Below are 19,715 nucleotides of genomic sequence, written 5' to 3'. Positions count from 1 at the left end.
AGTGGGGAGCCACAGCCCCCCGAAGGTTTACAAAGCGGAACTGGCTGGTTTGTTCTCAGAAAGCACAGCCTTCTCCTGAGCCACAAAATTGCGTGCACGGCGCCAGGTGAGCAGTACGCCAGTGAAGTAAATTGCACCAATCACGCAGAATCCGACTATGTTTTGCCAGGTCAGCAGTTGGATAAGCAGCCAGGTAATTGGCGAGCCGCCCTGATCCATTGAGGCCACCATGCCTCCCGCTTTCAGCGCGCCAGCATTTGCTGCCAGTTGCGTATGAAGGCCGATAGTTTGCGTGGCAATCCATAGAGTGATAGCCATGATGATGGAGCCAGAAATCAGCGTGCGGAACAGGTTTCCCTGATGCACTGCGACTGCCATAGCGACAAAGAAACCGATGGTTGCCAGGTCACCAAATGGCAAGACCTGATTTCCTGGAACCAACACTGCAATAAGGATTGTCAGAGGGATAAAAATAAGGCTCGCTGAAACTACAGAGGTATGGCCGAGCAGCAGCGCCGGGTCTAAACCAATCAAAAACTCCTGGCTACCAAATTTGGCTTGCAGGCGTTTCCGGGCGTGCTTCGCGATGGGGGTTAAACCATCCATAATAGGTTTGATCACGCGTGGCATAAGCAGCATAACCGCCGCTGTTTTCACTGCCAGTTGCAATACACCTTTAGCGTCATAACCCGCCAGCACACCAATCACAATCCCCATAATAAAGCCGACAGTAACTGGCTCGCCGAATGGACCGAATCGCTTCTGGATATCGTCCGCGCTGAAATGAATACGGTTCAGACCTGGGATTTTTTCAATGATGGTATCGACCAGTACCGCAATTGGCCCAAGATAGGCCGAGGAGCCATGTGGAATGGCGATACCATCAAGCTCGAAGTAATCTCGCGTATCCCTGGCAAACCAATCACCGAGCTTGTAAACGAACGCCGCATGAACCACAACACCTAGAATCCCTAGCCAGTAAGAGCCTGTCGCAAGATGCACCAGTGCACCGGTGAAGGTCATATGCCAGATATTCCAGATATCCACGTTCACCACACGCGTCATACGGGTGACAAGCATTAACACGTTAACCGCAATGGCAATGGGAATGGCCACCAACGCGATTTGCGATGCCCATGTCATTGGCGATGAACCAGGCCAGCCCACATCGACTACGTGAAGGTTTATTTGAAATTGTTCGGCCATAGCCTTTGCTGCAGGCCCGATGGAATCGAGCATCAGACCAATCACCAACCCGATGCCAACAAAACCGATACCAATATGCAGGCCAGATTTAAAGCAGTCCCCAAGTTTCATTCCCAGCAGTTTCGAGAAGATGATGATCACCACCGGCAGCATAACGGTGGGACCAAGGTCGAGGATGTAACGCATGATTTCGCTAAACATGGTTCTACTCCGCGAGGATGGTGAGAATTTTCTGCTGTAATGCTTCGATACCTACGCCGGAGATAAATGGCATTCCGTGTACCACCGGAATATCGCCAAAAGTTCTGTCGACACGGGCGGTCGTGCAGATGAGATCTGCACCGTCCATATAGGTTTCGATTTCGGTCACTCGGCATTGCACTAAATCGAGTTGAATACTGTGGGCTTCACAGAGTTCTTTAATTTCTTCTGCTGCCATTGTGGAAGTTGCCACAGCCCCGCCACAGGCAACAATTACTTTACGTTTCATAGGGTATCTCCGTCTTATACCCTTCATACTTTAAGCTGTAGGTGCGTTGGCTGCGTTTGCTCACCCGAATCACTTACTCATGTAAGCTCATCGGGCCTCGCTCTCTTGCCGCCTTCCCACAACTCAAATTATTTTGGGTATGTTTATAATTTATTATTACGAAGCCGCGCTCATTTGCGGTTCGAGTAGAGTGTTTCGGAATAATTCGCCCAGTTGTGATGACGATACTGCTAATAGCGAATCCATCACTTCCGGGTTTTGCAGCTCACTAAATAGGCGCTTGAGTAACTTCAATTGCGCTTCGGGGTTTTCGACAATCAGGGCAATAATCAATGTCACTGGAATATCGTCATCATCATCGGCACGCTGAAAACGCACTGGTTCGTCAGGACGAATCAGATAAATAGCCGGAGTTTTAGCGTGTATTGCTTCGCAATGCGGGATAGCAACGGCATGGCATTCCAGTGCGATCCCTGTTGGGAAAATGGCTTCTCTTTCGACCAGAGCCTTTGGGTAGCTTTCGTGCACGACACCTTTTGCCAGCATCTCTATACCGATGTGTTGCAGTGCAGCCTCGCAATCTGCGAAATGAATGCCGGTACGTACAAATATTTGAGTCATAGTGGGTCCTCAGGCAGCAGAAAGTGAGCAGCCATAACGATAAGCGCGCAGCACATCCTGAATTTTGTCCAGGATGAGGTTATTCGGTGTGGCGCGCAGCTGTTGTGTCATCACTCGTTCGAATTGCACGGGTAAATACTGGCTCAGCAACCCAAGAGGAATGGCGATAGCACTCAAATTGGTGACAAGGTTTTCAACGCTCTGGCGAATGCGCGGGTGCGGCCAGTAATAACGCATACGATCAGAAAGACTGAAGTGGATATCCACCATCGCCTGGCTAAACGTTGGGTGGTAGTACTTCTTCCAATAGTTCGGCTCATTAAGCATGACTTCATCAATGACCTGTAAAACCTGACTGCGTTTTTCCGGGGCCACAAGTTCACTTTCAATCTTGGCCAGGGCAAAAATCGCTTCGCGCAAAGCGAAAGTTAGCGCTGGGCCTACTTTCAATATCGCAAAGTGATCTTGTACCAATTCCCGATAGGCTTTCCGTGACTGGTAATCCGTAGAGTGAGCCTCGTAAACCAGCGGTGTTTTCTTGATCCATGCGGATAACGCTTCGGCTTCCTGGGGCTGGTAGTGAATAACCTGGGTATGATCAAATTCCACGCCGGGTTGCACAACTATCGCGATCACGCGTTCCAGCGCTTTTTCTAGCCCTAACGCTGCAAAAGCCAGGCGATGTGTCTCGACTGTATTCGCGGCGTCACTTTCACGCGTAACATGCACGCCTTCAATAGCGCTGGACTCGCCACCAGGAACAGGTACTTCGGTGCCAATCACGTAAGTCAGCTGCTTTTTTTGTTCGTCCGTAGCCGTTTGCTCGGCAGCCTGGCAAAGCAGGGCGGCACGATTTGCGACTATTTGCGGATCGAGCGGTACTGCGTCGTCTGCGCAGGACATCGACGCGTCCAGATGAATCTTGCTAAATCCTGCGGCGATATAGGCTTTGATCAAGGCGATAGATTTTTCCATCGCTTCTCCGGCAGATTGATCCTGCCAGCAGTTTGGGCCCAGATGATCGCCGCCGAGGATGATGCGTTCATGGGGAAAGCCAACTTCATTGGCAATCTGATAGACAAAATCACGAAAATTCGCAGGCTGCATACCGGTATATCCACCAAATTGATTGACCTGATTTGATGTGGCCTCGATAAGCACTTTTCTGTCACTTTCCAGATCGAAGCGTAGAGCCGCTTCAATCACCAGTGGGTGTGCCGAGCACACAGAACAGATACCAATATGCTCACCCGATTTATGACGTGCAATAATCTCTTTCATCTCAACCTCCGTTTTCTTTTGTTTATTTTCGTTATGTTTTGAATTGAGAGCAAAGATCATTATTCACTTTCGTGATCAATGTCTGATAAATATTCTGCAATGAGAATTTTCTCTTATTATTTAAATGCTTATGATTATTTGCTGTATTAAGACGTAAGAAAGCGTTCAGCTACCGAAGGCAACTGAACGCTTAAATCGAAAGTGTTTGTTAGTTAAACAAACGGGTTAGCCAGCTTCGCTTCGAGTCAGCGGCTCGTTCTGGGGCAGGCGTGGCGGGTAGCGTGGCGACTTCTCCTAAGCCGCTGGCAATGGCCTCACCAATAGCATTAAGCGCTTGTCTGGCATCAATTCCACGCGCCGTGAATCGCAGTCGTTGGCCACTCTTGACGCCAAGTGAAACGACACGCATCAGGTTTTTGGCATCCACCGTTCTCGACTGGGCATCAAGACTTTCAACCGTAATATCGCTTTCAAATTGCTTAACAGTTTTAACCAGAACCGCGCTCGGCCTGGCGTGCAGGCCGTGTGGGTTATGAATCAGAAACGTTGCTTGCTCACCTTCTGGCAAGGTTTCGGGCTCATGTTCGATTAACGCCTGACCATTAAGGATCGCCAGAATATCGGCGGGCGTTTTGGCTTGTGCAATGGCCTCAGGAACGCTGTCGTCACTTAATGCGTGGGTGAGCTGGCGCAAAATATCCAGGTGTTCATTAGACCTCGCGGCAATTCCGACCACCACATGCGCAACATTCCCGTCTTCCCAGTCAATTCCGTGACGAAACACAATCACTTTCACACCTGTGTTGAGTACGGCATCGCGAGTTTCTGGCGTGCCATGTGGAATGGCGATGCCATTGCCAAGGTAAGTCGAAATTTGTGATTCGCGCACCAGCATCCCGCTCAGATAGTTGCTGGTGGTATGGCCTGCTTCTACCAGGCGTTGTGCGACGTATTTCAACGCCAGCGTCTTATCTGCTGGCTCGTTGCTAAGGTAAATATCCTGTTCACAGAGCTGCATTTTGGCCTCCTTGTTGCACCTGAATTTCAGCTGGATCCGCAGGATGTTTGCGCATCAACCATAAACGCCAACTGCCAAGCATTAGCGCGCCACAGGCAGAACCCGCCAGAATACACAGCACCCATGCCAGAGGTTTACTCACTAACGGTAGGATCAGGAATCCACCGTGTGGTGCCGGAACCTGAATATGCAGGCTATAGCTCAGCACTGCGGAAATACTTGAGGCAATCATCATCATCGGGATCACGCGCAGTGGATCTTTTGCCGCAAAAGGAATCGCGCCTTCGGTGATATGCGTGCAGCCGAGAATGTAGTTCACCATCCCTGCGGCGCGTTCTTCTTCATTAAAACCTTTCGGGAAGAAGGTTGTGGCCAGGGCTATCACCAACGGTGGGGTAATGCAGGCTGCGGAAACTCCAGCCATAAAGTAGTAATTCCCCTGCCCAAGCAGTAAAGTGCCGGTAACATACGCGGCTTTGTTCACTGGGCCGCCAAAGTCAAAGGAGCACATCGCGCCAACTACAATACCCAGCAGGATAGGGTTGGAGTCCTGTAATGAAGCAAGCCAGTTCATCATACCGTTATTAATAGCGGCGATAGGTTGACCGAGCAGTACCATTAATACGCCAATCACCAGTACGCCAATCAGCGGCATAATAAAAATCGACTTCAGCCCTTCATATTGTCGTGGTAAACCCGCGAGAAGATTTTTCACCCATAACATTAAATAACCCGCTGCGAAGCCTGCAATAATGCCGCCAAGAAAGCCTGCGCCCGTAGCGTTCGCCAACAGCCCGCCGACAAATCCCGCCACCATGCCAGGTCTGCCCGAAATCGAGTAGGCAATATAAGCGGTGAATACTGGCACCATAATCGAAAAGGCCTGCTGGCCGATTTTCATCAACATGGCTGCAATGGCGTTATATTCAACGGATTTCGCATCAGCTGAATATATACCCCATAAAAATGAGATAGCGATTAATATCCCTCCAGCGACCACAAACGGAAGCATATTCGATACACCACTCATCAGATGTTTATAAGTCTGACGCCCGAAGGATTCTTTTTCCATTGGTAGTGCAGAAGTGCTTTTCTCTCCTTTTCTTACCGTCACCTCACCGTTAAGGATTTTATTTATTAAATCTACTGGATGGTGAATAGCTTCTTTAACGGGAACTTCTATTACAGGTAGTCCATTAAATCTATCGGGATTAACGTCTTTATCCGCAGCAATAATGACACCCGCTATACCGATTAAATCTTCTGCAATAATTGCATTTTCTACACCGCTCGCTCCGTTTGTTTCTACTTTAATATCGACTGAGAGTTTCTTTGCTGCATGCTTTAATGCTTCTTCAGCCATAAAAGTATGAGCAATACCGGTAGGGCAGCCGGTAACCGCGATTATTTTTTTCATAAGCAGACCTGTATAAGTTTATGTCTACAGTTGTTCGACCTTGATATGAGGTAGCAAAGTCATGATTGCGTTGAGCTTGCCTAATCCGGCGGAGCTTGCTACATCGGCTCCCGTTGCGCTAGCGAGTGCTAAAGCACTTTCAACATCATTGCGGTTTAGCCAGATACTGAGAAACGCAGCCAGGGCTGCATCACCCGCGCAGGCAGAACTCACCAGCTCAATGGCTGGGGCGGTACAAAACCAACAGCGACTTCCATTAGAGAAATACATTCCCCGCGCGCCAAGCGTCAGCAAAATATTCTGTGCACCGAGTGCGTGCATTTCAGCCAGGGCTGCTTTGGCTTGCTGATGATTGCTGACAGATAAACCGAATATCTCCGCCACTTCTTCATCATTTGGCTTAATCAATAGCGGTTTGAATTCCAGAAGCTCACGTAATACCGGATGGCTAATATCCAGAATGACGTTGATTTTTTTCATCTGGCACAAAGTCATTATCTCAGCGTAAAAACTGCTTTCTATGCCTTGCGGTAAACTTCCACTTATGACCAGCTGCCTGGCATCATTTAACTGTGAAATCGTATTGATAATTTGCTGTTTGCAGTCGTCATTGATATAAGAACCAGGATTAACTAATTTATATTCATGCGTGCCATCATTAATAAAAATATTAATTCTTGTAGGTTCTTCTACCCAGGCAGGTGTGACGCCAATTCTCTTTTTATGTAGCTCCTCAACAATATAGCGTCCAGTAAAACCACCGAAGATACCGAGCACGTGCGCGGGTTTTTTAAAGTGATTCAATATCAGCGCGACGTTAACCCCTTTTCCATTAGGGCAATACTCCGTGTGGTGAGTCCGGTTCACCACCTCCGGGGCGATGGGGTCGGTAAAAATGTTCATGTCGATAGCTGTGTTGAGAGTCAGTGTATAAATCACAGTACACTCCTTACAGTTGCCCTTCACAACCACAGACGGTGATAACTTTACGCACCACCTCTTTCATCGCCTGTTTCGCAGGCTGCATGTAATGGCGGGGATCGTTCGCTTTCGGGTTTTGCGTAAAATACTGTTTGAGTGCATCGGAGAAAGCGATTTTCAGTTCGGTAGCCACATTCACTTTGCAAACGCCCAGGCTGATGGCCCGGCGGATGTCACTTTCTGACAGGCCTGATGCGCCGTGTAAAACTAGCGGAATATCCACCTGAGCACGGATCTCAGCCAGGCGGTCGAAGTCGAGTTTAGGCTCTGCGGCATATAGCCCGTGTGCCGTGCCAATTGCCACTGCCAGCGAGTCAATTCCCGTGCGGGTAATAAACTCGCGGGCTTGTTGGGGGTTGGTATAAAGCGCGTCTTTACTATCAACGACCAGATCGTCTTCAACACCACCCAGACGCCCTAATTCCGCTTCCACACTCACATCATAACGATGGCAGAAATCGACAACTTCCTTTACCAGCGCCACGTTTTCTTCAAAAGGAAAATGAGAGCCATCGATCATTACCGAACGAATTCCCGCATGAACTTTGGTTTCGATATCCGGGAGGGATTCATGGTGATCGAGATGAATCGCCAGAGGAAGGTTGTATTCACGAGCCAGATCTCCAGCGATCGCCACGATGTTTCCTGTCCCGGCATAACTAAAGGTTCCAGGCGTGCCCGCAACAATCAACGGTGATCGCATTTCTGCAGCGGTTTCCACGACGACCTGAAGGGTTTCAAGGTTATGAATGTTAAAAGCAGGGACTGCATATCCGAACTGTTGTGCTTTGATGAGCATATTCTTGCTGGAAATGATGAACATAACTTTCTCCGATAACTTTCAATATTAAAGTTAAATTTCAATTTAACCTTCGTTTTGAAAGTAATGTAGCGATCATCCTCGCTGTTAGTTGTGATCCTTGCCGCAAAAATGCGATCATTTTTATAAAATGAAAGTTATTAGATGTATTTTAATTTTGTTTTGTAAGTTGTGGTGAGATTGTTGCTTACCATTAACTAATTGAAAATATTGTATTATTTTTATTTTTCAATCATGGCAAGCAGTTGTGCATTTGACTTCACCCAGTGGAAATTTAAAAATGAAAGTTATTAGTCGGGGAATGCACCCTGAACACCAGCCCAAAAGGTCATGTTGTGGCAAAACCCTCTACCAGTCTGTTGAAAAGGCGCCTGGATATCGCAGAGATCGTCCGTAAAACCGGCGAGATAAAAGTGGACGATCTTGCGGAGATGCTTGCAGTATCGGGTGTCACGATCCGTAACGATCTCAATTATCTGGAGCAGCAGGGCTATCTAAAACGCTCCTTTGGTGGAGCCATTTATACTGCTCAGCCAATGAATGTCACCGTGGGGCGTGAAACCTCGCATGCGCAGCCATTAGATAATGCAATCGTGCTCGAACTTGCCCGTCAGGTTGCCCGCCAGGTTCGTGACGGCGAAACTGTTTATTTGGGCCCCGGTGACGTGTTGCGTAAATCAATTCCCTTCATGGCTGAGTACAGGGAGCTGTGTCTGGTGGTTAATGATTTGGCCCATGTTGCACCCGCGCGTGATTACATTGATGGTGAAATGGTTTTACTCGGCGGAGTTCTGGAAGCTGGTGGTCAAACGCTGGGTGGCGAACTGGCTATTCAGTCTCTCAGGCAGTATCAACCTTCGCGCAGCATGGTTGTTGTCGAGAGCATTAGTGACGATGGCACGCTAAATGTTGCCAGTGAAGCTACTGCGGCTTTGCTCCGTGAGTCGATTAATGCCAGCTCGCAGTGTGTCGTGGTTATCGCTAAACGCCCGGTGCACGGTGAAGCGCGCCATGCGGTTGGGGCGATTGAAAATGTCAGTGCGGTGATAACGCCGCAGATGGTGGCGGCAGAATATCATTCGCGATTTCTTGCCTCTGGGTTATCAAACAGTTACACCAACAACGAATGCCTGACCTGGATTAATCCTGACCTGCATCCAGCACGGTGAAGGAAAACGTATGAACGTGACCATCGCGACACTTGGTGAATTACTTGTCGAATTTCTGGCGAAAAAAGAAAATCAGGGTTTCAGCGCTCCAGGGGAATTTTGGGGGCCGTATCCGAGCGGAGCGCCTGCCATTTTTGCCGACCAGGTGGCGAAGTTGGGCTTCAATTCGCTGCTGTTTAGTTGCGTCGGAAGTGACGCATTTGGCGAGATGAATATTGCCCGTCTGACGCGAGATGGCGTAAATGTCCAGGGTATTTCTGTGTTGCAAAAAGCGACAACCGGAAGCGCATTTGTCAGTTACCGCAACCAGACGCACCGCGATTTTATCTTTAATTTACCTAACAGCGCCTGCGGCCTGCTCAGTGCTGACCATCTTGATGAACGCCTTCTCAGGCAGTGTAATCATTTCCATGTTATGGGCTCTTCGCTGTTTTCATTTCGTTTGATTGATGCAGTGCGAAAGGCTATCGGGATTATCAAAGAGAATGGCGGTACGGTTTCGTTTGATCCGAATATCCGCAAAGAGATGCTCAGCATCCCTGAGATGTCTCAGGCGTTTGAATACATTCTCGATTACACCGATTTCTTCCTGCCGAGCGATGGCGAGCTGGACTTTTTCGGCCTGAGCAAAACTGGCGATGAAAACAAAATTGTCGCCAGTTTGTTTGCCCGCGGAATCAGCCATGTGGTGATTAAACGCGGCCCACGCGGTGCCAGTTATTACAGCAAGGAGCAGCAATATCATGTGCCCGGTTACCCGGTGGATGTGATTGACCCAACCGGAGCCGGGGATTGCTTTGGTGCCACGTTCGTCAGCCTGTTCCTTGCGGGATATAGCGTGCCGGATGCATTAGCCCGCGCAAATGCCAGCGGCTCGCTCGCGATATCCCAGCGTGGCCCGATGGAAGGCACTTCAACGCTTGCCGAAATTGAAGCGTTTATGGCACGCCAGTAAAAGCGGTGGATGACGCTTGCGCTTATCCACCCTACAAAACTCATCTTACTCTGCCGCTAATTTATACCCCCGTAAACGACTGACACTCAGCACAATGGCTAAAACCGTGGCGCTAACCGCCATCCACAAGCTGAGATGTATGGCGCTGTTCTGCGCATAAAGCGACATGAAAACACCGACAAATGCCGCGCCCAGGCACTGCCCGAAGGTGCGCATGATGGCCAGCACACCTGAGGCATATCCGCTGTTTTCCCGTGAGGCATTCGACAGCATCTCTCTGTTATTCGGACTTTGAAAGCAGCCAAAACCTATCCCACAAATCAAACTCCGCAGGCAAATGTCCCACGCTGGTGCGTGTTCCGGAAGCATGGCCAACAACCCAAGGCCAACGGCGAAGATACACAATCCCCCTGTCGAGATGATCGCTGCCGAATAACGGTCGGCGAGGCGCCCTGCATGGGGAGCCGCCAGAATGATCCCGATGGGCCATGGCGTGAACAGCAGGGCGGAAACCAACGCGCTGTACCCGTAAACGCTCTGGAACAGGAACGGTAGCGCGATGAAAGTAATGCCCTGGCTGACAAATGAGGCCAGCGAGGTCAACGCTGCCAGTGAAAAGCGTGACGAAGCAAAGAGGGTGAGTGGCAGCAAAGGTTTTGTCGCGCGTCGCTGAACCCAGATGAAAGCCAGGCCCGTGGCAATGGCTGTGCAGGCGAAAATTAGCGCGATTTTCAGGTCACCGTGACCGGGACGTGTGAAGGCGTCGGCCGCCATCACCAGTGCGCCTAATGTTACTGCCGATAAAAGCGCACCCGCATAATCGAACGGCTCACGTTTTAAAGCCGGATTATTCGGCACCACGCGCATCGTGAAAATCAACGCCATGATTCCCAACGGAATATTAATCGCAAACAGCCACTGCCAGCTCATCGCAGAGAGAATAGTTCCGCCCAGAATCGGCGCAATGGCTGTGCTGGTGCCAATCAGCAATGCATTCAGGCCGAGGACTCGCCCGAGCAGGCGGTTCGGGAAAACCGAGCGTAAAATTGCCGGGCCGATGCTTAATGTCGCCGCCCCGCCAATTCCCTGTAAAACCCGCATAGCAATGAGCATTTCCAGTGACGACGATAGCGCACAACCCACAGAAGCGAGGGTGAAAACGCTGAGGCCAAAGGTGAAGATCGCGCGGAACCCAAGGCGGCTCGCCAGTGCGGCAAAGATGGCGAGTGTCATCGCGGCAGATAACAGGTAACCGTTCGCCACCCAGACGGTGGTCGCGACTGAGGCGTTTAATGAGCGCGCAATTTGCGGCAGTGCGATGTTGATCATCGAGCCATCGAAAACGACCATCGCCGCCATGGTCATCACCGCGACCATCGCTAAGCCGCGCTCGCGTCCTGGTAGTCCTTCATCGCCGGGTTGATCGGTAAATAACGCCATCGTTTAAATCTCTTTCGCTGTATGTGCCAGAAATATAGCGGTGCAGAAGATAGGGCGGAAGGCGCAGCATTTGCATTTATAACCTGCACCAAACGCCTTCTCTCATTTTATTTTGGCTATACTCTGCGCGATGAATGAACCTGATCTGAACTTACTTATAGCCCTGGATGTGCTTCTTGCTGAAGGAAGTGTGGCGAGCAGCGCGCGTCGTCTGGGATTAAGCGCGTCGGCGATGAGCCGCACGCTAAGCCGCCTGCGTGCAACGGTTGGCGACCCGCTACTGGTGCGGGCAGGGCGCAATATGGTGCTGACGCCATACGCCGAGGAAATCCGTGAGCGTACGCAAAATGCGGTGTTTGAAGCGCGCTCGATACTTCGCCCTTCAACGGCGGCGCTCAATCTTGCCACGCTTGAACGCAGTTTTACGTTACGAACCAACGCGGGATTTATCGAAATCTTTGGCGCGGTGCTTATTGCCGCGGTGGCGGCTGTCGCTCCATTTGTGCAGTTGCGATTTATGCCCAAACCTGAGAAATCGGCTAAGTATTTGCGTGAAGGTTTAATCGACCTGGAGGTGGGGGTTCTGGGCGAGATGGGGCCGGAAATTCGCTTAACCGCGCTCTATCGTGACAAATTTGTCGGCGTAGTGCGCAAAGGGCATCCGCTGGAGATGGACGGGGATATTACCGCCGCGAAGTATGCCGCTTTAGGGCATGTCGTGGTTTCGCGTCATGAACAAGGAACCGGCCCGGTAGATGCGCTGCTGGCTGAAATGAATTTGCAGCGCAAGATTGTGTCGATGGTGCCGGGGTTCCCGGCGGCGCTGGCGGTGGCTCAGGCATCCGATTTGGTGGCGCTGGTGCCTGCGACTTTCTTGTTAAACCAGCCGGGGTTAAATGGCAATTCAGGGGAGGCGAGGTTGTTCGTTTTTGAGTTACCGGTGAAAACCAACGACATCACCATTTCGTTGATGTGGCATCCGCGTTCGGAAGCCGACCCGGCGCATCGCTGGCTGCGGCAGTTAGTGTTGAGTGTGTGTCGCGAAAAAGTGCCAGGATGAGGCTGGTGTCGGATGGCGCTGCGCTTATCCGACCTACAAAATCGGTTGGGCGGATAATCGATAGCCATTGTAGTTGTAGGGCGGATAAGCGATAGCGTCATCCGCCGTTTTCACAAGTATCAGTTGTAGGGCGGATAAGCGATAGCCGTTGTAGGGCGGATAAGCATTAGCGTCATCCGCCGTTTTCACAAGTATCAGGTCACTGGAGCTGGGTTAAACACTGCCAGCGCATTATGCAGCCCCCACTGATCCGAGAAGGTCTTCTTGCGCCCACTCGCAACATCCAGAATAAATTTGAACAACTCCCAGCCCACATCCTCAATGGTCGCTTCACCGGTGGCGATAGTCCCGGCATTGATGTCCATTAAATCGTACCAGCGGTTTGCCAGCGCAGTGCGGGTCGCCATTTTAATCACCGGGACTGCCAGCAGACCGTAGGGTGTACCGCGCCCGGTGGTGAACACTTGCACCGTGATACCAGATGCCACTTGTTGCGTACCGCAGACAAAATCACTGGCCGGTGTTGCTGCGTAAATCAGGCCGCGTTTGGTTGGGCGCTGCCCTGGCGAAAGCACTTCGACAATCGCGCTTTGACCGGATTTGGCTATGGAACCGAGCGCTTTTTCTACTACGTTTGCCAGTCCGCCTTTCTTGTTACCCGGGGATGGGTTAGCGCTGCGGTCGGTTTTTCCCATATCCAGATAGTTGTCGTACCATTCCATCTCTTCGAGCAGGCGTTTACCCACTTCTTCATTGACGGCTCGTGGCGTTAATAAGTGGATGGCGTCACGGACTTCGGTGACTTCAGAAAACATCACGGTAGCGCCACAACGCACCAGCAGGTCAGAGGCAAAACCTACCGCTGGGTTTGCGGTCACGCCGGAGAACGCATCGCTGCCACCACACTGCATGCCGACAACTAACTCTGACGCCGGGCAGGTTTCACGCTGGCGCTGGTTCAATTTCACCAGATGGCGTTCGGCGACCGTCAGGATGTCTTCGACCATCGATTGAAATCCGACGTGATGTTCATCTTGCAGGCGCACGATGCTGGCATCCGCGACGTTAATCGCCTGGACGTCATCAGTGCCTTCCAGCAGGCGCTCGGGTTGTAGCTTTTCGCAGCCGAGGCCAATCACCATCACTTCACCGCCAAAGTTAGGGTTCAGGGCGATGTTATGAATCGTGCGAATCGGGATAACTGCGGCAGGGGCGTTAATCGCCACGCCGCAGCCATAGAGGTGATTCAGACCGACCACACCGTCAACGTTCGGATAGCGCGGGAGCAAATCACGTTCAATAATTTTGATGACATAATCCACCACACCCGCGACGCAATGTACGCTGGTGGTGATACCAAGCAGGTTTTTGGTGCCGACGCTGCCGTCTGCATTGCGGTAACCTTCAAAGGTGTAGCCTTCCAGCGGTGGCAAAGGTTCAGGGACTTTGGTGGCTAATGGCAGGGTATGGAGCGGTGGCGCTTTTGGCAATTCAACCAGCGACTCGTCAATCCAGCTGCCGCGCGGAATATCGCGCACCGCATAACCAATGACTTCACCATAACGGATAATTTCACCGTGAACGGGAATATCTACCAATGCCGCTTTGTGTCCCTGCGGGATATGTTCGATAAGTTCCAGTCCATCCGGGAAACGCGTACCGGCTTTCAGACCATTGTCATTAACAATAATAGCGACATTATCTGTCTCATGGACTTTTATATAAAACGAGCCGGGGGATTGTTGTTTAATTTCTATATTCGACATTGTCACTATTCTCCAGGCATTAACCGCACTTGGTAAATTAATTATGTAATCGTGATTTACTCACAAGCTAAATAAAGAATGTCAGGCTGCGAGGAATAAAAATGTGACGCTGATCACTTTATATTATGAGGGGTGGCTCATGGACCAGGGTAATGAGTGAAATTGTGCAATACACCCCACAAACATGTGCGTAAGTTTAATTATTTGCTGTTGTAAGCGTTATTAATTGTGCATATGCCTAATGTCCATTCGATGTGTGCTGGCTATACTGTGTTGCGAATGACAAACACCCGATGAATTTAAATAGCGATATGAGTCCGTAAATATATTCGTGAAATAACGCTTTATATAAATAAAAAAATCCTTGAACTTAAGTACCCTCAACAGAGGATGTAGAAATGATTTTAGATACAGCAGTTGAGTCAAAAAAGGGTAAGCATACTCGATACTTAATATTATTAATTATCTTTATTGTGACGACGATTAACTATGCGGATCGCGCCACTCTCTCTATTGCGGGTACGGAAGTTGCTAAAGAATTGCAGCTCAGTGCAATCTCAATGGGCTATATTTTCTCGGCATTTGGCTGGGCTTATCTGCTGATGCAAATCCCCGGCGGCTGGTTATTGGACCGCTACGGCTCGAAAAAAGTGTATACCTACAGCTTGTTCTTCTGGTCGCTGTTTACCTTTATGCAGGGCTTTGTCGACATGGTACCGCTGGCTTACGCGGGGATTTCCATGTTCATCATGCGCTTTATGCTGGGCTTCTCTGAAGCGCCATCTTTCCCGGCAAACGCCCGTATTGTTGCGGCCTGGTTCCCAACTAAAGAACGCGGTACTGCGTCTGCCATTTTTAACTCCGCACAATATTTCTCGCTGGCACTCTTCTCACCATTGCTTGGTTGGCTGACCTTCGCATGGGGCTGGGAACATGTGTTTACCGTGATGGGCGGCATCGGTTTTGTACTGACCTTCCTGTGGGTGAAGTTTATCCATAACCCAACTGACCACCCGCGTATGTCGAAAGAGGAGCTGGATTACATCTCTAAAGGTGGCGCGGTGGTTGATATGGACCACAAAAAACCAGGTGCGGTCGTCGAGGGACCAAAACTGCATTACATCAAACAGTTGCTCACTAACCGTATGATGCTGGGGGTGTTCTTTGGCCAGTACTTCATTAACACCATTACCTGGTTCTTCCTGACGTGGTTCCCGATTTACCTGGTGCAAGATAAAGGTATGTCGATTCTGAAAGTGGGGATGGTCGCATCAATCCCGGCACTGTGTGGTTTCGCCGGCGGCGTGCTGGGTGGCGTATTCTCTGATTCGTTAATCAAGCGCGGTTACTCACTGACAGTTGCTCGTAAGATACCGATTGTTCTCGGAATGCTGCTCGCTTCAACCATCATTCTTTGTAACTACACCGACAGCACAGCGCTGGTCGTCACCCTGATGGCATTCGCATTCTTCGGTAAAGGTTTTGGTGCCCTGGGTTGGCCAGTGATTGCCGACACCGCGCCAAAAGAGATGGTTGGCCTGTGCGGTGCAGTATTCAACGTGTTTGGTAACGTGGCCTCAATCGTGACTCCACTGGTGATTGGCTACCTGGTTTCTGAACTTCACTCCTTCAATGCGGCGCTGATCTTCGTAGGCTGCTCGGCGCTGATGGCTATGGTCTGTTATCTGTTCGTGGTCGGTGACATTAAACGTATGGAATTGCAGAAGTAATTAACTCAACAGATAACTGGATAAATAAGGGCAACAGATGATTACCAACGTTTTCCCAAATAAATTCAAAGCAGCTTTGGCAGCACACCAGACACAAATCGGTTGCTGGTCTGCGCTGGCAAATCCAGTCAGCACCGAAGTGTTGGGTCTGGCTGGGTTCGACTGGATTGTGCTGGATGGCGAACATGCGCCAAACGATATCACCACTTTTGTTCCGCAGTTGATGGCCCTGACCGGAAGCCACAGTGCTCCGGTGGTTCGCGCACCAACTAACGATCCTGTGATTATCAAGCGTTTGCTGGATATCGGTTTCTATAACTTCCTGATTCCTTTTGTTGAGAATCTTGAAGACGCCCAGCTGGCGGTGGCTTCAACCCGCTATCCGCCTGAAGGAATCCGTGGCGTATCCGTTTCGCACCGCAGCAACGGTTACGGCACCGTGGTGGATTACTTCAAGCAGGTGAATCAGAACATCACCATCCTTGCACAAATCGAAAGCCAGCAAGGCATTGATAACATTGATGTGATTGCGGCAACCGAGGGTGTGGATGGCATTTTTGTCGGCCCAGGCGATTTGTCTGCGGCACTGGGTCACCTTGGAAACCCGTCTCACCCAGAAGTGCAAAGTGCTATCCAACACATTTTTGCTCGGGCAAAAGCGCACGGTAAACCGTCTGGCATCCTGGCACCCGCTGAAGCAGATGCGCGTCGCTACCTGGAATGGGGCGCGACCTTTGTCGCCGTCGGCAGTGATCTGGGCGTGTTCCGCTCCGCGACGCAGAAACTTTGTGATTCCTTTAAAAAATAACATCCACCCGTAATAACGAGAGAGTAAAGCTATGACACTGAAAGTTGGGTTTATCGGCCTTGGCATCATGGGCAAACCAATGAGTAAAAACCTCATCAAAGCCGGTTATTCACTGGTGGTTGCCGACCGTAACGCTGATGTGATTGCTGAAGTAATCGCCGCAGGTGCAGAAACTGCTGCAACACCAAAAGATATTGCTGAGCAGTGTGATGTGATTATCACCATGCTGCCTAACTCCCCACACGTTAAAGAAGTGGCGCTGGGTAAGAACGGCATCATCGAAGGGGCAAAAGCAGGCACCGTGGTTATCGACATGAGCTCCATCGCGCCGCTGGCGAGCCGTGAAATCAGCGAAGCGCTGAAAGCCAAAGGTATCGACATGCTGGACGCGCCAGTCAGTGGCGGCGAACCAAAAGCCATCGAAGGCACGCTGTCCGTGATGGTTGGTGGCGATAAAGCGATCTTCGATAAGTACTATGATTTGCTGAAAGCCATGGCCGGTTCCGTGGTGCATACCGGTGATATCGGGGCGGGTAACGTCACTAAACTGGCAAACCAGGTGATTGTGGCGTTGAACATTGCTGCAATGTCCGAAGCGTTGGTGCTGGCAACCAAAGCCGGTGTGAACCCTGAACTGGTATTCCAGGCGATTCGTGGCGGTCTTGCGGGCAGTACGGTTCTGGAAGCGAAAGCGCCGATGGTGCTGGATCGTAACTTCAAGCCTGGTTTCCGTATCGACCTGCACATTAAAGATCTGGCGAACGCGCTGGATACTTCTCACGGTGTTGGCGCGCAATTGCCGCTGACGGCTGCGGTCATGGAGATGATGCAAGCGCTGCGTGCAGACGGCCACGGCAACGATGACCACAGCGCAATCGCGTGCTACTACGAAAAACTGGCGAAAGTAGAAGTCAGCAAGTAATCAATCGTAGGGCGGGCAAGCCGTGCGCCCCCGCTAATAATTGGTGGATGACGCTTGCGCTTATCCACCCTACAAAACCTGCAAGTAAGCGGTAGATCAGGCATGGACACATTATGAAAATCGTAATCGCACCCGACTCTTATAAAGAAAGCCTCAGCGCCGTTGATGTGGCTAAAGCCATTGAAAAAGGCTTCCGCGAAATATTTCCTGATGCGGAATATGTATCGGTCCCGGTTGCAGATGGCGGGGAAGGTACGGTCGATGCCATGATCAGTGCCACGCAGGGCAAGAAAATCACCACCAGGGTCACAGGTCCATTGGGCGAGCCGGTGACGGCATGCTGGGGTATGTCCGGTGATGGTCAAACCGCGTTTATCGAAATGGCCGAAGCCAGTGGTCTGGCGCTGGTCTCCATCGAAAATCGCAACCCATTGATTACCACCTCGCACGGTACGGGTGAGCTGATTTTACGGGCTCTGGATAACGGTGCACGCAACATTATTATTGGCATCGGCGGCAGTGCAACCAACGACGGTGGCGCGGGCATGGTGCAAGCGCTGGGTGCAAAACTGCATGACGCGATGGGCAAACAGATTAGCCATGGCGGCGGCAGTTTAATGAGCCTGAATAGCATTGATATTTCGAATCTGGACAGCCGCCTGGCAGATTGCGTGATAAATGTTGCCTGTGATGTGACTAACCCATTAATTGGCGACAACGGCGCATCACGCATATTCGGGCCGCAAAAAGGCGCCGATGAAGCGATGATTGTCGAGCTCGACGCGAACCTGGCTCATTTTGCCAATGTGATTAAAAAAGACTTAAACATCGATGTGAAAAACGCAGCAGGTGCCGGTGCGGCTGGTGGTATGGGCGCGGCATTAATGGCGTTTCTCGGTGCGGAATTACGCAGTGGCGTCGAGATTGTGACGGAAGCTTTGCATCTTGAAGAGCATATCCACGATTGCTCGCTGGTAGTGACAGGCGAAGGGCGCATGGACAGCCAGAGTATTCGCGGCAAAGTTCCGGTCGGTGTGGCGGCCGTGGCGAAAAAGTATCGCAAACCGGTGATTGGCATTGCGGGCTCGCTGACCACCGATGTGGCGGTTGTTCATCAATACGGTATCGACTCGGTGTTTAGTGTGTTGACGAGTATTGGTACGCTGGAAGATGCGCTGAAAAATGCCTTCGACAATATTTATCGTGCCTCGCGCAATATTGCAGCAACGGTCGCAATCGGGATGAACATCACTCATTAAGCCTGGTGACATGGAGGGGCAAACCCTCTATAATCCGCGCCGAAGCTGACCAGACAGTCGCCGCTTCGTCGTCGTCCTTCTTCGGAAGGAGACAGGCGGAGGGGAGGAAAGTCCGGGCTCCATAGGGCAGGGTGCCAGGTAACGCCTGGGGGGGTAACCCACGACCAGTGCAACAGAGAGCAAACCGCCGATGGCCCGCGCAAGCGGGATCAGGTAAGGGTGAAAGGGTGCGGTAAGAGCGCACCGCGCGTCTGGTAACAGTTCGCGGCACGGTAAACTCCACCCGGAGCAAGGCCAAATAGGGGTTCATAAGGTACGGCCCGTACTGAACCCGGGTAGGCTGCTTGAGCCAGTGAGCGATTGCTGGCCTAGATGAATGACTGTCCACGACAGAACCCGGCTTATCGGTCAGCTTCAACCATTCAACGAAACGCCCCGCACAGTGCAAATTGTGCGGGGCGTTTTGTTTAAAACAACCCTCACCCTGGCCCTCTCCCTGAGGGAGAGGGGATTGGACCAGTGAGCAGTAGCTAAACTCCCTCTCCCTCAGGGAGAGGGGATTGGAGCAGTGAGAAGTAGCTAAACTCCCTCTCCCTGAGGGAGAGGGGATTGGAGCAGTGAGCAGTAGCTAAACTCCCTCTCCCTGAGGGAGAGGGAATTGGAGCAGTGAGCAGTAGCTAAACTCCCTCTCCTGAGGGAGAGGGGATTGGAACAGTGAGCAGTAGCTAAACTCCCTCTTCCTCAGGGGGAACGAATGATGGAACGCGTTTTT

17 protein-coding genes and 1 other RNA gene are annotated in these 19,715 nt (G+C 51.0%); 8 read left to right on the top strand and 10 right to left on the bottom strand.

The window, feature by feature from the left end; all coding sequences use genetic code 11:
* Window positions 1–27: 27 nt before the first annotated feature.
* The 8 genes from WBL83_RS21120 to WBL83_RS21085 form a co-directional block, all read right to left on the bottom strand.
* Window positions 28–1,407 carry a galactitol-specific PTS transporter subunit IIC gene (locus tag WBL83_RS21120; RefSeq protein ID WP_424590974.1) on the bottom strand — a complete coding sequence of 460 codons (1,380 nt, stop codon included), beginning with the start codon at window positions 1,405–1,407 and terminating at the stop codon, window positions 28–30.
* 4 nt (window positions 1,408–1,411) lie between these two features.
* Window positions 1,412–1,696, bottom strand: a complete 285-nt coding sequence (gene gatB, locus WBL83_RS21115; RefSeq protein ID WP_151994004.1) for a PTS galactitol transporter subunit IIB — start codon at window positions 1,694–1,696, stop codon at window positions 1,412–1,414.
* A 156-nt stretch (window positions 1,697–1,852) separates the two neighbouring features.
* On the bottom strand, window positions 1,853–2,317 hold the full coding sequence (gene gatA, locus WBL83_RS21110; protein ID WP_424590973.1) for a PTS galactitol transporter subunit IIA: 465 nt from the start codon (window positions 2,315–2,317) through the stop codon (window positions 1,853–1,855).
* A gap of 9 nt (window positions 2,318–2,326) precedes the next feature.
* Window positions 2,327–3,598, bottom strand: a complete 1,272-nt coding sequence (gatZ, locus tag WBL83_RS21105) for a tagatose-bisphosphate aldolase subunit GatZ (RefSeq protein WP_424590972.1) — start codon at window positions 3,596–3,598, stop codon at window positions 2,327–2,329.
* Between the two features lie 208 nt (window positions 3,599–3,806).
* Window positions 3,807–4,616 (bottom strand): HPr family phosphocarrier protein, encoded by an 810-nt coding sequence (locus tag WBL83_RS21100; protein WP_424590971.1) that lies wholly within the window; start codon window positions 4,614–4,616, stop codon window positions 3,807–3,809.
* Window positions 4,603–6,033 carry a PTS fructose transporter subunit IIC gene (locus tag WBL83_RS21095; RefSeq protein ID WP_424590970.1) on the bottom strand — a complete coding sequence of 477 codons (1,431 nt, stop codon included), beginning with the start codon at window positions 6,031–6,033 and terminating at the stop codon, window positions 4,603–4,605. The genes WBL83_RS21100 and WBL83_RS21095 overlap by 14 nt, the downstream gene beginning before the upstream one ends.
* 24 nt (window positions 6,034–6,057) lie before the next feature.
* The gene (pfkB, locus tag WBL83_RS21090) at window positions 6,058–6,972 is read right to left on the bottom strand and encodes a 1-phosphofructokinase (RefSeq protein WP_424590969.1); all 915 of its coding nucleotides are present in this window, start codon (window positions 6,970–6,972) and stop codon (window positions 6,058–6,060) included.
* A 10-nt stretch (window positions 6,973–6,982) separates the two neighbouring features.
* Complete coding sequence (locus tag WBL83_RS21085; protein ID WP_424590968.1) at window positions 6,983–7,837, bottom strand: tagatose bisphosphate family class II aldolase; 855 nt, start codon at window positions 7,835–7,837, stop codon at window positions 6,983–6,985.
* A 332-nt stretch (window positions 7,838–8,169) separates the two neighbouring features.
* Here WBL83_RS21085 and WBL83_RS21080 point away from each other — a divergent pair, with 332 nt between their 5' ends.
* A complete protein-coding gene (locus WBL83_RS21080; RefSeq protein ID WP_424590967.1) occupies window positions 8,170–9,003 on the top strand; it encodes a DeoR/GlpR family DNA-binding transcription regulator in 834 nt (277 codons plus the stop codon).
* Between the two features lie 10 nt (window positions 9,004–9,013).
* The gene (locus WBL83_RS21075; RefSeq protein WP_424590966.1) at window positions 9,014–9,958 is read left to right on the top strand and encodes a sugar kinase; all 945 of its coding nucleotides are present in this window, start codon (window positions 9,014–9,016) and stop codon (window positions 9,956–9,958) included.
* A 45-nt stretch (window positions 9,959–10,003) separates the two neighbouring features.
* Here the strand turns inward: WBL83_RS21075 and WBL83_RS21070 are convergent, their stop codons facing one another.
* A complete protein-coding gene (locus WBL83_RS21070) occupies window positions 10,004–11,398 on the bottom strand; it encodes an MFS transporter (protein WP_424590965.1) in 1,395 nt (464 codons plus the stop codon).
* Between the two features lie 130 nt (window positions 11,399–11,528).
* Between WBL83_RS21070 and WBL83_RS21065 the strand changes: the two genes are divergently transcribed.
* Window positions 11,529–12,458, top strand: coding sequence for a LysR family transcriptional regulator (locus WBL83_RS21065; protein ID WP_424590964.1), 930 nt, complete (start codon window positions 11,529–11,531; stop codon window positions 12,456–12,458).
* A 194-nt stretch (window positions 12,459–12,652) separates the two neighbouring features.
* Here the strand turns inward: WBL83_RS21065 and garD are convergent, their stop codons facing one another.
* A complete protein-coding gene (gene garD / locus WBL83_RS21060; protein ID WP_424590963.1) occupies window positions 12,653–14,224 on the bottom strand; it encodes a galactarate dehydratase in 1,572 nt (523 codons plus the stop codon).
* Window positions 14,225–14,622: 398 nt separating this feature from the next.
* Here garD and WBL83_RS21055 point away from each other — a divergent pair, with 398 nt between their 5' ends.
* From WBL83_RS21055 to rnpB, 5 genes are all read left to right on the top strand, one after another.
* The gene (locus WBL83_RS21055; RefSeq protein ID WP_424590962.1) at window positions 14,623–15,954 is read left to right on the top strand and encodes an MFS transporter; all 1,332 of its coding nucleotides are present in this window, start codon (window positions 14,623–14,625) and stop codon (window positions 15,952–15,954) included.
* A 37-nt stretch (window positions 15,955–15,991) separates the two neighbouring features.
* Window positions 15,992–16,762 (top strand): 2-dehydro-3-deoxyglucarate aldolase, encoded by a 771-nt coding sequence (garL, locus tag WBL83_RS21050; protein WP_424590961.1) that lies wholly within the window; start codon window positions 15,992–15,994, stop codon window positions 16,760–16,762.
* 31 nt (window positions 16,763–16,793) lie between these two features.
* Window positions 16,794–17,684, top strand: a complete 891-nt coding sequence (garR, locus tag WBL83_RS21045; RefSeq protein WP_424590960.1) for a 2-hydroxy-3-oxopropionate reductase — start codon at window positions 16,794–16,796, stop codon at window positions 17,682–17,684.
* 113 nt (window positions 17,685–17,797) lie between these two features.
* Entirely contained in the window at window positions 17,798–18,943 is a 1,146-nt protein-coding gene (gene garK, locus WBL83_RS21040; RefSeq protein WP_424590959.1) for a glycerate 2-kinase, read from the top strand.
* Window positions 18,944–18,984: 41 nt separating this feature from the next.
* Window positions 18,985–19,363: RNase P RNA component class A (gene rnpB, locus WBL83_RS21035), an RNA gene on the top strand.
* The last annotated feature ends 352 nt before the right edge of the window (window positions 19,364–19,715 follow it).

The sequence above is a fragment of the Buttiauxella sp. genome (genome assembly GCF_049686335.1).
GTDB lineage: Bacteria > Pseudomonadota > Gammaproteobacteria > Enterobacterales > Enterobacteriaceae > Buttiauxella.
This window is presented reverse-complemented; position numbering and strand designations above follow the sequence as displayed.